This is a genomic window from Mesorhizobium sp. IMUNJ 23033 (genome assembly GCF_044778005.1).
In the GTDB taxonomy this organism is placed as follows: Bacteria; Pseudomonadota; Alphaproteobacteria; order Rhizobiales; family Rhizobiaceae; genus Mesorhizobium; species Mesorhizobium amorphae_A.
This window is the reverse complement of the sequence record NZ_JBJACT010000020.1, coordinates 25,363-40,646: the sequence shown is the minus strand read 5'-3', so window position 1 is coordinate 40,646 and position 15,284 is coordinate 25,363. Positions and strand designations below refer to the sequence as shown.

13 protein-coding genes are annotated in these 15,284 nt (G+C 63.7%); 9 read left to right on the top strand and 4 right to left on the bottom strand.

Annotation, left to right across the window (positions count from 1 at the left end; translation table 11 throughout):
• Window positions 1-233: 233 nt before the first annotated feature.
• From aceA to ACFX5Q_RS20870, 3 genes are all read left to right on the top strand, one after another.
• Window positions 234-1,523, top strand: coding sequence for an isocitrate lyase (gene aceA / locus ACFX5Q_RS20880; protein WP_404281115.1), 1,290 nt, complete (start codon window positions 234-236; stop codon window positions 1,521-1,523).
• Window positions 1,524-1,579: 56 nt separating this feature from the next.
• On the top strand, window positions 1,580-1,822 hold the full coding sequence (locus tag ACFX5Q_RS20875; RefSeq protein ID WP_006202762.1) for a hypothetical protein: 243 nt from the start codon (window positions 1,580-1,582) through the stop codon (window positions 1,820-1,822).
• A gap of 243 nt (window positions 1,823-2,065) precedes the next feature.
• Window positions 2,066-2,527, top strand: coding sequence for a response regulator (locus tag ACFX5Q_RS20870; RefSeq protein ID WP_404281250.1), 462 nt, complete (start codon window positions 2,066-2,068; stop codon window positions 2,525-2,527).
• Window positions 2,528-2,569: 42 nt separating this feature from the next.
• Here ACFX5Q_RS20870 and ACFX5Q_RS20865 read toward each other — a convergent pair whose 3' ends face one another.
• A complete protein-coding gene (locus tag ACFX5Q_RS20865; protein ID WP_404281114.1) occupies window positions 2,570-3,286 on the bottom strand; it encodes an HAD family hydrolase in 717 nt (238 codons plus the stop codon).
• Between the two features lie 157 nt (window positions 3,287-3,443).
• Between ACFX5Q_RS20865 and ACFX5Q_RS20860 the strand changes: the two genes are divergently transcribed.
• The 3 genes from ACFX5Q_RS20860 to ACFX5Q_RS20850 all read left to right on the top strand — a co-directional run bounded on the left by ACFX5Q_RS20860 (window position 3,444) and on the right by ACFX5Q_RS20850 (window position 7,301).
• Window positions 3,444-4,880, top strand: coding sequence for a glutamine synthetase family protein (locus tag ACFX5Q_RS20860; RefSeq protein WP_404281113.1), 1,437 nt, complete (start codon window positions 3,444-3,446; stop codon window positions 4,878-4,880).
• 6 nt (window positions 4,881-4,886) lie between these two features.
• A complete protein-coding gene (locus ACFX5Q_RS20855) occupies window positions 4,887-6,173 on the top strand; it encodes an NAD(P)/FAD-dependent oxidoreductase (RefSeq protein ID WP_404281111.1) in 1,287 nt (428 codons plus the stop codon).
• Window positions 6,174-6,437: 264 nt separating this feature from the next.
• On the top strand, window positions 6,438-7,301 hold the full coding sequence (locus ACFX5Q_RS20850) for an SH3 domain-containing protein (protein WP_404281109.1): 864 nt from the start codon (window positions 6,438-6,440) through the stop codon (window positions 7,299-7,301).
• A 72-nt stretch (window positions 7,302-7,373) separates the two neighbouring features.
• Here ACFX5Q_RS20850 and ACFX5Q_RS20845 read toward each other — a convergent pair whose 3' ends face one another.
• Window positions 7,374-8,120, bottom strand: a complete 747-nt coding sequence (locus ACFX5Q_RS20845; protein ID WP_404281107.1) for an SDR family oxidoreductase — start codon at window positions 8,118-8,120, stop codon at window positions 7,374-7,376.
• A 279-nt stretch (window positions 8,121-8,399) separates the two neighbouring features.
• Between ACFX5Q_RS20845 and zwf the strand changes: the two genes are divergently transcribed.
• From zwf to edd, 3 genes are all read left to right on the top strand, one after another.
• A complete protein-coding gene (zwf, locus tag ACFX5Q_RS20840; protein ID WP_006202754.1) occupies window positions 8,400-9,869 on the top strand; it encodes a glucose-6-phosphate dehydrogenase in 1,470 nt (489 codons plus the stop codon).
• Entirely contained in the window at window positions 9,851-10,567 is a 717-nt protein-coding gene (gene pgl, locus ACFX5Q_RS20835; RefSeq protein WP_404281105.1) for a 6-phosphogluconolactonase, read from the top strand. Before zwf ends, pgl begins: the two co-directional genes overlap by 19 nt.
• Window positions 10,568-10,637: 70 nt before the next feature.
• On the top strand, window positions 10,638-12,461 hold the full coding sequence (gene edd / locus ACFX5Q_RS20830; RefSeq protein WP_404281103.1) for a phosphogluconate dehydratase: 1,824 nt from the start codon (window positions 10,638-10,640) through the stop codon (window positions 12,459-12,461).
• Window positions 12,462-12,529: 68 nt separating this feature from the next.
• Here edd and ACFX5Q_RS20825 read toward each other — a convergent pair whose 3' ends face one another.
• Both ACFX5Q_RS20825 and ACFX5Q_RS20820 read right to left on the bottom strand, forming a co-directional pair.
• Window positions 12,530-14,194, bottom strand: a complete 1,665-nt coding sequence (locus ACFX5Q_RS20825) for a VWA domain-containing protein (RefSeq protein WP_404281101.1) — start codon at window positions 14,192-14,194, stop codon at window positions 12,530-12,532.
• A 90-nt stretch (window positions 14,195-14,284) separates the two neighbouring features.
• Window positions 14,285-15,283 carry a GlxA family transcriptional regulator gene (locus ACFX5Q_RS20820; RefSeq protein ID WP_404281100.1) on the bottom strand — a complete coding sequence of 333 codons (999 nt, stop codon included), beginning with the start codon at window positions 15,281-15,283 and terminating at the stop codon, window positions 14,285-14,287.
• Between the last annotated feature and the right edge of the window lies 1 nt (window position 15,284).

Genomic DNA, 15,284 nt, shown 5'->3' with positions numbered 1-15,284 from the left:
GGAATTTACACAAGTTCAGCGCAAGAGGCGCCCGCGTCAGATTTTTACAATCGTGACGATTTACAGTGCTCACCAGTCAAACACAACACAGATTTTCCGTTATTTTCCGACCAAAATGGCAGTTTTTCTCGCTTGTTTCGCGCCGCAATGTAAATGATGTCACACACACTGACGACGCAGACCTATCATGACGCGGCGTTTCAAAACCAGCATCTGACGATTTGGAGTGACCAATGACCGATTTTTACAATCTCGTCCCATCCGCGCCCGAAGGCCGGTTCGACGGCATCGAACGGCCCTTTTCGCCGGAGGATGTGAAGCGGTTGCGCGGTTCGGTCCAGATCCGCCAGAGCCTTGCCGAAATGGGCGCCAACCGGCTGTGGAAGCTCATCCACGAGGAGGATTTCGTCAACGCACTCGGCGCCATGTCGGGCAACCAGGCCATGCAGCAGGTGCGCGCCGGGCTGAAGGCGATCTATCTTTCGGGCTGGCAGGTGGCGGCCGACGCCAACACCGCGTCGGCGATGTATCCGGACCAGTCGCTCTATCCGGCCAATGCAGCACCCGAACTCGTCAAGCGCATCAACCGCACTCTTCAGCGCGCCGACCAGATCGAGACCTCCGAAGGCAAGGGGCTTTCGGTCGACACCTGGTTCGCGCCGATCGTCGCCGACGCGGAGGCCGGCTTCGGCGGACCGCTCAACGCCTTCGAGATCATGAAGGCCTTCATCGAGGCGGGCGCCGCGGGCGTCCACTATGAGGACCAGCTGGCGTCGGAAAAGAAGTGCGGCCATCTCGGCGGCAAGGTGCTGATCCCGACCGCGGCGCATATCCGCAACCTCAATGCGGCACGCCTGGCGGCCGACGTCATGGGCACGCCGACGCTGGTCGTCGCGCGCACCGACGCCGAAGCGGCAAAGCTTTTGACCTCGGACATCGACGAGCGCGACCAGCCCTTCGTCGACTATGATGCCGGCCGCACGGTGGAAGGCTTCTATCACGTCAGGAACGGCATCGAGCCCTGCATCGCCCGCGCCATCGCCTACGCGCCTTACGCGGACCTGATCTGGTGCGAGACCTCGAAGCCCGACCTGGCCCAGGCCAAGAAGTTCGCCGAGGGCGTGCGCAAACATCATCCGGGCAAGCTGCTCGCCTATAATTGCTCGCCGTCATTCAACTGGAAGAAGAACCTCGACGACGCGACCATCGCCAAGTTCCAGCGGGAACTCGGCGCCATGGGCTACAAGTTCCAGTTCATCACGCTGGCCGGTTTCCACCAGCTCAATTTCGGTATGTTCGAGCTGGCCCGCGGCTACAAGGCGCGGCAGATGGCGGCCTATTCGGAATTGCAGGAGGCCGAGTTCGCGGCGGAGGTCCATGGCTACACCGCGACCAAGCACCAGCGCGAGGTCGGCACCGGCTATTTCGACGCTGTGTCGATGGCGATCACCGGTGGCCAGTCGTCGACCACGGCCATGCATGAATCGACCGAGCACGCCCAGTTCAAGCCGGCAGCGGAATAACAAGGCAAAACAACCAGAGGAAACGCCCGAGAGGGCAAGGAACAAGGAGAAGACCAATGGCATCGATAAGCCGCGTCAAGGAGCGAGCTGAAGAACAGTCGACCACGATGAGCGTCGACCAGCAGGCGACCATCCGCATGCTGGCCAATGATTTGCACAGGCTCAATCAGTCGGTCATGAAGGCGGTCGAAGCCGGCGTCTCCGTCGAGCTCGTGCGCTCGGCGCGCCACCATGGCGGCGACGGCAATTGGGGTGACCTGCTGATACCGGTGATCGTCACCCAGCAGAGCCACGGCTGACCAAATCCTCAGCGCGCTCGCTTCGCGGGCGTGCTTCGGCGGATGCAGTCTCGCCCGCGCGGTTACGCGCGGGCGACTTTCGTTCTGGCACTACTACCAGGAATAGAACTTGCACTAAATTTTAGCTTTTCTTGCAATATTGTAGATGCCTGCCGTTTCAGCTTGACACCGGTATTGATCTCACGCCATTTGTGTCGCAGGTTTCAACCCTGCATTGAAACAGAGATGAGTGCCCGCCCGCCCATGTCCCCTTTGAATCGCGAGACCAGGACTGTAAAACACCTCGATCTGTCGGAACGCGGCGCGAGCATCGAGATGGTAACGGACTTCTCACAGGTGCTCGTCGTTGGGAAATCACCGATCAACAGGGTCGTGGTTTCGAAAATCGTCGAGAAATCCGGGCTCAAGCCGATCTCGGAGACGCCCGAGACGGCGGCGAAGGCGCTGCGTTCCCTCATCCCCGGCGCGATCGTGCTGGACGGGGGAGCCGACAACAAGGACTGCGACACGCTGCTGTCCGGCATCGACGCGCTGCGGCGGACCTCGCGCAGGGCCCTACCCTCGGTGGTCCTGCTTTCAACCAAGAATGGCACGCCCGAGAGCCTCGGCCTGTCGAGCGTGATCGATGTCGTGGTCGCCAAGCCGATCACACCCGAAAGGCTACAACCGGTGATCGACCGGTTGATCGGATTGTGCCGTAGCTGACGGTTTGAATTTTCGGCGGCCGGTTCAATGGCCGCGATGTCATCAGCCTAGTGTCGTGATGCTCTCCACCAGAGCGGGCAGTTCGCCGAGATCGGCGATCTGGCGAAAGCGCGGCGCGGCCGACGGCGGCTCAATATGTTCGAGCACCCAGGTCAGTTCATGCGGCACGTGGATGCCCCAGCTGCCGGCCTCGATGGCCGGCACCACATCGGACTTGAGCGAGTTGCCGACCATCATGCTCTTCTCAGGCCCGTCGCCATGACGGCCGAAGATCCTGGTGTAGGTGGCCGCGCTCTTGTCGCTGACGATCTCGACGGCGTCGAACAGATCGCCGAGGCCCGATTGCGCCAGCTTGCGCTCCTGGTCGAAGAGATCGCCCTTGGTGATCAGCACCAGGCGATAGGCGCCGGCGAGCCTCTCTACCGTCTCGCGCGCATGGGGAAGCGGCTCGATCGGGTGGCTTAGCATCTCACGGCCGGCGGCGAGGATTTCAGCGATGACGGGCGCCGGCACGCGACCCTCGGTAATTTCGATCGCCGTCTCGATCATCGACAGGGTGAACCCCTTGATGCCGAAACCGTAGACGCCAAGGTTGCGCCTCTCGGCCTCCAGCAATCTTGCCGAAATGTGTTCCGGCTCGCCATGATCGGAGAGCAGCCCGGCGAAGCGCTTCTCGGTCATGCGGAAGAACTGCTCGTTCTGCCACAGCGTGTCGTCGGCATCGAAGCCGATTGTCGTCAGTTTTGGCCTGTCTTGCATTCGACGCCTTCCACCTGGGACCGCCCGAGTCTGCGGGTGGCCAAAACCTAAGCTGCCTGCAGCGATTTTCAACTGGCGGGGCGTACGGCAACCGGCTCCCCTTCCCTTCCATCGCCGGCCACGGCTATACTCGGCAATCCGCAACCCAATCTGGTGAATGATGCCGCCTGCGAAAAAGGAAGTCCGTCCGTCGAGCCGCGGAGGACGTGTCCGTACGCCTGCCTTTGTGAAAAACCAACGTGGCGTCAAGAACTGGAAGGAAGTCAGCGCCTGGCTGGAATGGCGCGGCATCGAAGACATCGAATGCATCACCCCGGACCAGGCCGGCGTCGCCCGCGGCAAGATGATGCCGTCGAAGAAGTTTACCTCCAACACCTCGCTGGCGCTGCCTTCGGCGGTGTTCATGACGACGATTTCCGGCGGTTACCCGGAGGACGGCAACGGCTTCCACTATCCGGAGGACGACGGCGACCTCAAGCTGATGCCCGACCTTTCGACACTGACCGTGGTGCCGTGGGAAGAGGATCCGACGGCCGCGGTGATCTGCGACCTCGTCCACCAGGACGGCCGCTCGGTCGAGTTCACACCGCGCAATGTGCTGAAGCGCGTGCTTGCAGCCTATGACAAACGCGGCCTGAAGCCGGTGGTGGCGCCCGAGATCGAATTCTACCTGGTGCGCAAGAACCCCGATCCGGATTATCCACTGACGCCGCCGGTCGGGCGCTCAGGGCGGCCTATCGGCGGTGGCGCTGGCTATTCGATCGCAGGCGTCAACGAGTTCGACGAGCTGATCGACGACATCTACCATTTCTCTGAGAGCCAGGGCCTGGAGATCGACACGCTGATCCATGAGGAGGGCGCCGGTCAGCTCGAGATCAATTTGCGCCATGGCGACCCGATCGAACTCGCCGACCAGGTGTTCATGTTCAAGCGCACCATCCGCGAGGCGGCGCTGAAGCATGAGATTTATGCCACCTTCATGGCCAAGCCGATCCAGGGCCAGCCCGGCTCGGCCATGCACATCCACCAGTCGATCATCGACAAGAAGACCGGCCGCAACGTCTTCTCGGCCGAGGACGGTTCGGAAACGGACGCCTTCTTCCACTTCATCGGCGGCATGCAGAAGCATGTGCCGAACGCGCTGGTGATGTTCGCGCCCTATGTCAATTCCTACCGCCGGCTGACGCAGGCGGCCTCGGCGCCGGTCAACAACAAATGGGGCTATGACAACCGCACCACGGCTTTCCGTGTACCGCGCTCCGATCCGGCGGCGCGGCGCGTCGAAAACCGCATCCCCTCCTCGGACGCCAATCCCTATCTGGCGATGGCCGCGTCGCTGGCCTGCGGGCTGATCGGCATGACCAACAAGATCAAGGCCGAGCCGCCGGTGCTGACGACCGCCAATGAAGACGAGATCGACCTGCCACGCGGCCTGCTCGAAGCCGTCGACCTGTTCGAGGCGGACGAAGAGCTCGGCGCGCTCCTCGGCAAGTCGTTCACCGCAACCTATGCGGCGATCAAGCGGGCAGAATTCGAGACCTTCATGGAAGTGATCAGCCCGTGGGAGCGGGAGTATTTGCTCCTCAACGTCTGACCGATCATGAATTATCAATCTCCGATTTCGCCAGGGCGATCCTGGTACGAGGATACGGCTGGACCGCGGCCGGAATATCCGGCGCTGGACGGCGACCGGACATGCGACGTCGTCATTATCGGTGGCGGCTTCACCGGGCTGTCGGCGGCGGCGCATCTGGCCAAGGCAGGCAGCAATGTCGTGCTCATCGAAGCGCACCGCTTTGGCGACGGCGCATCCGGCCGCAATGGCGGCCAGCTTGGTACCGGCCAGCGCGCCTGGGCCGAGGAACTGGAGGCCGAATACGGCTTTGCCCGCGCCAAGGCGCTGTTCGACCTTGCCGAAGAGGCCAAGGCGCACCTCCTTGAATTCGCTGCCGTCAACAAGATCGAAATCGACTACATGCCGGGCCAGATGTCGGTGGCGCACAAGCAGCGTTACGTCGACGACTACAAGGCGCATGCCGAGATCATGGCGAACCGCTTCAATTATCCGCACATGACGTTCATGGACGCCCGTGAGACGGCGGAGCGGCTGGGTTCGACCGCCTATTTCGGCGGCACGCGCGACACCGGCACGGGGCATATCCACCCGCTGAAGCTGGTGATCGGCACGGCAATGGTGGCGGCGGAAGCGGGCGCCCAGCTGTTCGAGCAAACGCCGTCAACCGGCATCAGCTCCAGTGGCGGCAAGGTAAGGGTCACGACACCGAAAGGCACGATCACTGCCGAAAAATGCCTGATCGGCGTCAACGCCTATGGCGGCACGCTCGAGCCAGTGAGCGCCGCGCACATCATGCCAATCGGCTCCTTCATCGGCGCTACAGTGCCGCTCGGGACTGACACACAAGTGCTGCCGGGCGGCGAAGCCGTCGACGATTCCCGCTTCGTCGTGCGCTATTTCCGCAAGACCAGGGACGGCCGTCTGCTGTTCGGCGGGCGCGAGATCTATGCCGTCAACGATCCGAGGGACATCCATATCCACATCCGCCGGCAGATATCGGAGCTCTATCCCGAGTTGAAGGATGTCGAGATCACCCATGGCTGGGGCGGCTATGTCGGCATCACGGTGCCGCGCAAACCGTTCGTGCGCGAGGTGATGCCGAACGTCATCTCGGCCGGTGGCTATTCCGGCCACGGCGTCATGCTGTCCAACTTCTTCGGCAAGCTCTATGCCGAGACGATCGCCGGCAATCGCGACCGGCTGAAGCTGATCGAGGACCTGAAGATACCGCCCTTCCCCGGCGGTCGACGTTTTCGCACGCCGCTGCTGTTCCTGGCGCTCAACTGGTTTGCGCTGCGGGACAGGATCTAGAAAAGGCATCTCCGCGCGGAATCAGACTGTTAAGTCTGCTGTTGGCTTGCCCCAGCGACACGTTGCAGAATCCTTAACAAGTGTGCAAAATTCCCGGTTAGGGCGCACTGATGCCACAATCGCCGGCAAAAGGTAGCGGTTCTGGGCTATCAAACGGGGACTTCCGCGGGCTTGCCCGCTTAGGTTTTGGGACCGATGCCGATCGAAAGCCGTATTTCTGGCGCCGATCGAAAGAACGTCGGCCCGTATGTTGGAGGTAGTGGAGTGAACGAGCCCTTCAGTTTCGGTGCGCCGGAACGGCGGCGCTTCGCCATGCAGTTCGGTTATGAGATGCGGCCCTCGTTCTGGCAGGGAGTCCGCTCGAACGCACATCTGGTGATTGCAGCGGTCGGCACTGCCGCGCTGCTTGGCGTCGCGGGTGTGGCGCTGTGGCTGGCATTGCCGGCCAACGACCGGCAAGCAATCGCGAGCCCCGCGCAGACCGTTCCAGCCGTTCCGGTGAAAACAACGAAGATTGCGCCCCCGACCGCGAACGCGACGGTGGCTGCGGCTGCACCGCAGGCAGCGCGCAAGGCCGACGCGGTTTCACCCGCGGTGGCGGCCAAGGAGGCCAGCATCCCGGCGCTGGCGGCCAATGACCCGCGCTGGTCCGGTGCGGACACGGAAGCCGCGTCCGCCAGCACGGCGACCGCCACCTCCGAGCGGGCGGCAAGCAAGCCTGCTGACGATAACGCCAAACCGTCGGCAGCGGCCTTCGCCGAGCCGGCAGCGAAAAACGACGCAACGACTGCGCTGTCCAACGTCGCCGCACCAGAGGATGGAGCGACCGACGACAGCATGGACGGCGCACAGACCGCCGCAATTCCCACGCCAAAGCCGCAGGTTGCGGCAGCGGCCGCGAGCCAAGCTGACGACAGCCAGGCCAAGCCACAGAAAGCGAGCGCCGCTACCGGACGCATCCTCAAGGCCGTCACGATGCGGGCCGGCCCGAAACAGAAAGCGGCCGCGATGCTCACCGTGCCAGCCAAGACTTCGGTGCAAGTCATAAGCTGCAAGAAATGGTGCCAGATCGTCTATAACGGCAAGCGCGGCTGGGTCTACAAGACCTACATCAAGACTGGCGCCTGACGATCGGCAGTGGCGGTTAAGCGCCGGATAGCAGCCGGACAGCCGGGCGATCAGTCTCCCGGCGGTCGCAGCTCAGATGCAGCGCCCGCCATCGACCTCCAGCGCCACGCCGGTGATGAAGGCAGCCTCGTCCGAGGCAAGCCAGAGTGCAGCGTTGGCGATATCGAGCGGCGTTGAGAGCCGGCCGAGCGGGATCGAGGCGCGGAACTTCTCGCGGATCTCGGGCGTGTCGGCGCCCATGAATTTCTCCAGCATGCCGGTCTCGCCGGCGACGGGACAGAGGCAGTTGACGCGGATGTTCTTCGGCGCCAGTTCGACCGCCATCGATTTGGTCGCTGTGATCGCCCAGCCTTTCGAGGCGTTGTACCAGGTGAGGCCGGGCCGGGGCCTGAGACCGGCCGTGGAGGCGGTGGTCAGGATGACGCCACCGCCTTGCCGCTCCATGATCGGCACCACGGCAAGCGCCGCGTGGTAGATCGCCTTCATGTTGACGGCGGTGATCAGGTCGAAAGTCTCTTCGCTGACATCGAGCATGTCGCCGTTGCAGTGGGTGTAGCCGGCATTGTTGACCATGATGTCGATGCGGCCGAAGGCGCTCTTTGCGGCATAGACCATCTCATCGAACTCGGAACGTAGCGAAACGTCGGTCTGGGTCCAGATCGCGGCCTTGCCGATCTCGGCGGCGACGCGTTCCGCGCCCCTGGCATTGAGGTCGGCGACAACGATTTTGGCGCCCTCCTCGGCAAAGCGCCTGGCCATGCCTTCGCCGAAGCCCGACGCCGCACCTGTGATGATGGCGACCTTGTTTTCCAGGCGCATGCTTTTCTCACCCATGATGAAGACAACCCATTGCGCCGGCCACAACCCTCGAAAGTTGTGCGGCAAACGCCAATTTCTCCTTTGGCTTTCGTCACAATCCCGCTCTATGTTGCAGGTGCGAAGGCTTCCCGGAACCATCGTCCGTCGACAGACCTCCGGCTTGTGCCAGTGTCAAGGGGCACACTCCAGACTTAGATGTGACACCATGGCACTGGAAAATTTAAATCGATTAGATTATATCAGCCCCGTCAATGCGACCGGCGTCAAAGCGGACAGACCATGACCAGCCAGATCATACCCGTCGATCCTTTCGACTTCATCATTTTCGGCGGCACCGGCGACCTGTCGGAACGCAAGCTCCTGCCCTCGCTCTACCATCGCCAGCGCGACCACCAGTTTTCCGAACCGACGCGGATCATCGGCACCTCGCGCTCGAAGATGACCGACGAGGAATTCCAGGCCTTCGCCAAGCAAGCGATATCGGATCATGTGAAACCAGCCGATATCGACGCCAAGGAGCTGAAAACCTTTCTGGCGCGGCTCTCCTATGTCTCGGCCGACGCGACCACGGGCGCCGGCTTCGACAAGTTGAAGAAGGCGATCGGCGACAGCGACCGCATCCGCGCCTTCTACCTGGCGGTGGCGCCGGCACTGTTCGGCGACATCTCGCACAAGCTCAAAGAGCACAATCTGATCACGCCGAATTCGCGCATCGTGCTGGAGAAGCCGATCGGGCGCGATCTCGCCTCGGCACGGGCGCTCAACGATTTGGTCGGCGACGACTTCCACGAAAGCCAGATCTTCCGCATCGACCACTATCTCGGCAAGGAGACGGTGCAGAACCTGATGGCGCTGCGTTTCGCCAACGCGCTCTACGAGCCGCTGTGGAACTCGGCCAATGTCGACCATGTGCAGATCACGGTCGCCGAAACGGTCGGCCTGGAAGACCGCGTCACCTATTACGACAAGGCTGGCGCGCTGCGCGACATGGTGCAGAACCACATGCTGCAGCTGCTCTGCCTCGTCGCCATGGAGGCGCCGTCGTCGATGGACGCCGACGCGGTGCGCGACGAAAAGCTGAAGGTGCTCAGGGCACTGAAGCGCGTCAATGGCAACGAGGCGCCGAAGCACACGGTGCGCGGCCAGTATCGCGCCGGTGCCTCGGCCGGCGGGCCGGTGAAAGGCTATGTCGAGGAACTCGGCAAGGACAGCAACACCGAGACCTTCGTCGCCATCAAGGCCGAGATCGGCAACTGGCGCTGGTCGGGCGTTCCGTTCTACCTCAGGACCGGCAAAAGGCTGGCGACCCGGGTTTCGGAAATCGTCATCGAGTTCAAGCCGATCCCGCACTCGATCTTCGGCGATAGCGCCGGGCCGATCTTCGCCAACCAGCTGGTCATCAGGCTGCAGCCCGACGAAGGCGTCAAGCAGTTCATCATGATCAAGGATCCCGGTCCGGGCGGCATGCGGCTGCGCCAGATTCCGCTCGACATGAGCTTCGCGCAATCCTTCGACGGCCGGGCGCCGGACGCCTATGAGCGGCTGATCATGGATGTCGTGCGCGGCAACCAGACGCTGTTCATGCGCCGCGACGAGGTCGAGGCGGCGTGGAAGTGGATCGACCCGATCCAAAATGCCTGGGAGAGCGCCAGGCAGGAAGCGCAAGGCTATACGGCCGGCACATGGGGGCCATCGGCCTCGATTGCGCTGATCGAACGCGACGGACGGACATGGCACGAGAGCAATTGAGCAACGCCGGCTTTAGCTGGAACGGCTTTGCCGATCGCCCGGAGCTGGCGGCCGCACTCGCCGGCCATGTCGCGGGCCGCCTGACCAAGGCGATCGCCGAGCGCGGCACCGGGTTGCTCGCCGTCTCCGGCGGCACGACGCCGGCGAAGTTCTTCGCCGCGCTCTCTCATATTCCGATCGCCTGGGACAAGGTCACGGTGACGCTGGTCGACGAGCGCTTCGTGCCGGCCTCCTCGCCGCGCTCGAATGCGGGACTGGTGGCCGCCAACCTGCTGCAGAACGCGGCCGCGGCCGCACGTTTCGTGCCGCTCTACCATGAGGCGACAAGCATCGAGACCGCCGCGGCGTCCGACGATGCGGCATTGCAGTCGCTGCCCTGGCCGCTCGACGTCGTCGTGCTCGGCATGGGAGGCGACGGCCACACCGCCTCGTTCTTTCCCGACGCGGACGACCTGGCGACATTGCTCGACCCATCCTCGCCAAGGATCGTTCTGCCGGTCCACGCGGCCAGCGCCGGCGAGCCGCGGCTGACGCTGTCGCTGGCGCGTATCGTCGCCGCCGGCTTCATCGCGCTCCATATAGAAGGCCAGGAAAAACGCAGCGCCTTCGAGAACGCCATGGCGCCGGGACCGCAAAAGCCGATCCGTGCCGTGCTCGAGGCGGCGCCCAGGGCCGTTGAGGTTTTCTGGGCACCCTGATTTTCAACTCGCCAATGGTCCCGGCAGACGGTGGGAGGATGTTTTCCGGGACTTGAAAGGACCGACCGCCATGACAGCCAGACGCGACATCGAAGCCATCACCGAACGGATCCGCCAGCGCTCCAAGCCAGGCCGCGAACGCTATCTCGGCCGCATCGCCGAGGCGTCGAACCGCACCGCCAACCGGGCGGTGCTGTCCTGCGGCAACCTCGCGCATGGCTTTGCCGTCTGCAGCCCATCGGAAAAGGTGGCGCTTGGCGGCGACCAGGTACCGAACCTCGGCATCATCACCTCCTACAACGACATGCTGTCGGCGCATCAGCCGTTCGAGACGTTTCCGGCGCTGATCAAGGAAGCGGCGCGCGAGGCCGGCGGTATCGCCCAGGTGGCCGGCGGCGTGCCGGCGATGTGCGACGGCGTCACCCAGGGACAGCCCGGCATGGAGCTGTCGCTGTTTTCGCGCGACGTGATCGCCATGGCCGCCGCGGTCGGCTTGTCGCACAACATGTTCGACGCCGCCGTCTATCTCGGCGTCTGCGACAAGATCGTGCCGGGGCTGGTAATCGCCGCACTGACCTTCGGCCACCTGCCGGCGGTGTTCGTGCCGGCCGGACCGATGACGACAGGTCTGCCCAACGACGAAAAGGCCAAGGTCCGCCAGCTCTATGCCGAGGGCAAGGCCGGGCGGGCCGAACTGCTCGAGGCCGAGTCCAAATCCTATCACGGGCCGGGCACCTGCACCTTCTACGGCACCGCCAACTCCAACCAGATGCTGATGGAGATCATGGGCCTGCATACGCCGGGCGCCTCGTTCGTCAATCCCGGCACGCCGCTGCGCGATGCGCTGACTCGCGAGGCGACGAAGCGGGCGCTGGCGATCACCGCGCTCGGCAATGCCTATACGCCGGTCGGCCGCATGATCGACGAGCGCTCGATCGTCAACGGCGTCGTCGGCCTGCACGCCACCGGCGGTTCGACCAACCACACCATCCATTTGATCGCCATGGCTGCCGCGGCCGGCATCGCCATTACCTGGCAGGATATTTCCGACCTGTCGGAAGCCGTGCCGCTCTTGGCACGGGTCTATCCGAACGGCCTTGCCGACGTGAACCATTTCCACGCCGCCGGCGGGTTAGGCTTCCTGATCCGCGAGCTGCTCGACGAAGGCATACTGCACGAGGACGTGCAGACGGTGTGGGGCGAAGGCTTGAGGCCCTATGCGGTCGAGGCCAGGCTCGGCGAAGACGGCAGCGTGGTGCGCGAGGCCTCGCCGCTGGAGAGCGGCGACGAGAAGGTGCTGGCGCCGTTCGCAAAGGCATTCCAGCCGACCGGCGGGCTGAAAGTGCTTTCAGGCAATCTCGGCCACGCCGTCATCAAGACGTCCGCCGTGAAGCCGGAACGGCGCGTCATCGAGGCGCCGGCCAAGGTTTTCGATAGCCAGCAAGGGTTGAACGAGGCGTTCAAGGCCGGGACTTTGACCGGCGACTTCATCGCCGTCATCCGCTTCCAGGGGCCGAAGGCCAACGGCATGCCGGAACTGCACAAATTGACCACCGTGCTCGGCATCCTGCAGGATCGCGGCCAGCGCGTGGCGCTGGTGACCGACGGTCGCATGTCGGGGGCTTCCGGCAAGGTGCCGGCGGCCATCCATGTGACGCCGGAAGCGGTCGAGGACGGCCCTATCGCCAGGATCCACGAGGGCGACATCATCCGGCTCGATGCCGATGCCGGAACGCTGGAAGTGCTGGTGCCGGGGACGGAATTTGCCTTGCGCCGCACGGCGGATGCCGACCTCATCGGCAATGAATTCGGTTTCGGCCGCGAGCTGTTCGCCGGGTTCCGGCAACTGGTCGGCCGCGCCGACCACGGCGCCAGCGCCTTCGGAGCAGCTTGAAGGACGCCTTGTCCTCCTCATGAAAAAGGGCGGCTTGCGGCCGCCCTTTTGCGTTCGCCCATAGGATCCTATTGCACCGTCAGTTCGGATCGCTCGCCGGCCTTGACCGTTACGGTGCCTTCCTTCGAGCTGTTGTCCGATTTCTCCGACACGACGGTGTAGTCGCCCGCCGGTATCGCCGCCTGATACTTCTGGTCGTAGGCATAGCCGAGCGACTTGCGGTTGCCGTTGATGTCCTTCTCCATCTCGAAAATCTCGATCTTCGAGGCTCCGGGCGCGGTGATCGCCAGCACGCCGGCATCCAACGCAACCTTTACGTCCTGAAACTCGCCGACCTTGACGGTGAACGGCTGCTCGACCACGGCGAGATCGACCGTCGCAATCAGCACGTAGTCATTCGGCGGCAGATCGAACTTGCTGTCGGGCCCGTAGGAATAGGTGACCTCGTCCCTGGTTCCGTCGATCTTCTTTTTTGCCTTGAGCACCTTGAAGCCGATGCCTGAGGCGTCGGCCTTGTCGCCGCCGGCGGTATAATAGGCATTGGCGACGACATGGCCGACACCGGCGATCATGTCCTTTTCCACGGTCTTGCCGGCAGCCAGCGCAATCGTCTCTGTGACCTCGCCCTGCCCGATCGTGACGGTCACTTTCTCGTCACCGGCCGGCAACACGACTTTCGTTGTCCCATAGTAGGTCGCAGGATGATCGGCGCCCGGATAGTCGATGACGACGGCCGCGCCATCGACGACGTCCGCCCCCGGGCTCGGCCGCGGATGAATTATGAGCGTGCCGGCATTCAAGGTGAAGAGCGGCGTGTAGACCTGGCCCGCCTCGATCTTGATCTTCTGCTCGACCCTGGCCTCGCCGTCCTGGGCGACGACGACGTAGTCGCCCGCCTCCAGATTGCCCTTGTAGGCGCCATATTGGGTGGAGACGGATTCGCCGCGCGTGCCGTCGGACCCAGCCTTGTAGATCTCCCAGGCATTGCCGTCGGTGAGCGGCTCGCCGCCTTCGGCCATAACGACGCTCGGGATGAAATTGAACTCCGGCTTGGCGGGCTCCGGCGCCGGGGCCGGTTCGGGAGCCGGTGCGGGTTCGGGCGCCGGTGCCGGCGCCGCCACAGTCTCGACCAGCGCGTCCTGCAGCGCTTTCTCGTCCGAAGCCTGGATGTATTTGCCGCCGGTGTTTTCCGCGAGGCAGGCGATCTGCTTGCCCTCATCGGCGGTCAGCCCGAAGCCGACGACGTCGGCGGTGAAGTCGATGCCGGACGCTTCCAGTTCCTTGCCGAGCGCGCAAGGGTCGCCGCCGCAGGTTTCAAGCCCGTCGGTGATGAGAACGACTGTTGCCTTGTCCTCGGTGTATTTCAGCGCCTCGGCCGCCTGCTTGACGGCGGCGGTGAGCGGCGTCTTGCCGAGGAATTTCATGCTGTCGGCGGCGGCCGAGATCGCGCTGGCCGAGCCGGCCTGCGGCGGCACGATGAGTTCGATGTCGTCGCAGCTGCCCTTCTGGCGATGGCCATAGGCCATGAAGCCGATTTCCGCGTCGGCCGGCACCGACTGCAGCACGTTGCGCAGCGATTCACGCGCGATTTCGAGCTTCGGCCTGCCGTCGATCTGAGCCCACATGGAGCCTGACGCATCGAGAACGATGACGACCTTGCCGGCGGCAAAGCCAACCGAAGTCATTAACAAAAGGAGGATCGCCGCAGCGACGCTCCGCAAAAGTCCCGCCATCAAAATCTCCCGAGATCGCCCTCTGGTCCGCGCCGGAAAGGTATTTGACCCGGCGTCAGGACACAAGTCCGAGACTGCGAGAACCGCAGGTCAATAGGTCGTGCGGCGCTCTTCGGAAGGCGGGCGACCGAATTGCAGCCGATAGCTCTGGGCAAAATAGGAGTGCGAGGTGAAGCCGGTGGCGATCGCCACGTCGAGGATCGGCATATTGGTCTGGCGCAGCAATTCGCGCGCCCGCTCGAGCCGCAGCCGCATATAGTAGCGGCCGGGCGTGACGCTGAGATGGCGCAGGAACAGGCGCTCGACCTGGCGTACCGACAGGCCCGCCGATTTGGCGAGCTGCACCGCCGACAGCGGCTCGTCGAGGTGATCGGCCATCAGTTCGACGATGCGCCTGAGCTTCTCCGACTTGCCGGTCAGGTCGCGCTCCGGCCCGACCCGCTGGCGGTCGCCGGCGGAGCGGATGCGCTCGTGCTGGAACTGATTGGCGACGCCGTTGGCGAGGTTGGAGCCGAAATCGCCGCGCACGATCTCCAGCATCAGGTCGATCGAGGTGGTGCCGCCGGCGCAGGTATAGCGCTTGCGGTCGATTTCGAAGACGTTGCCGGTGCAGTTGATGTCGGGGAAGCGCTCCATGAAGCCGGCGCGGTTCTCCCAATGGATAGTGCAGCGATAGCCTTCGAGTTGCCCTGCTTCGGCGAGCAGATAGGAGCCGACCGAGAGCGCGCCGAGCGCGTTGCCGCGCCGGCCCCAGTTGCGCAGCGCCGCCAGCACCTTGCTCTTGCCGGGGAATTCGGTGGTAAGCCCGACCGAGACGAACAGGATGTCGACAGGAGGCAAGTCGGCGACAGAATAGTCGATCTTGAGCGGCAAGCCGTTGGAGGCCATGACGGCGTCGCCGTCGGCCGAGACCGTCGTCCAGCCATAGAAATCGCGGCCAAGCAGGCGGTTGGCCGAACGGAAGGTGTCGATCGCCGCAGCCAGCGAAAACATCGAAAACTTGTCGACCAGCAGGAAGGCGAACTGCCGGCCGCCTTGAACGGGATCGTTCGTGAGCGGCCGTTCGACGGAAGCAGTAAGGTTTGGCAAC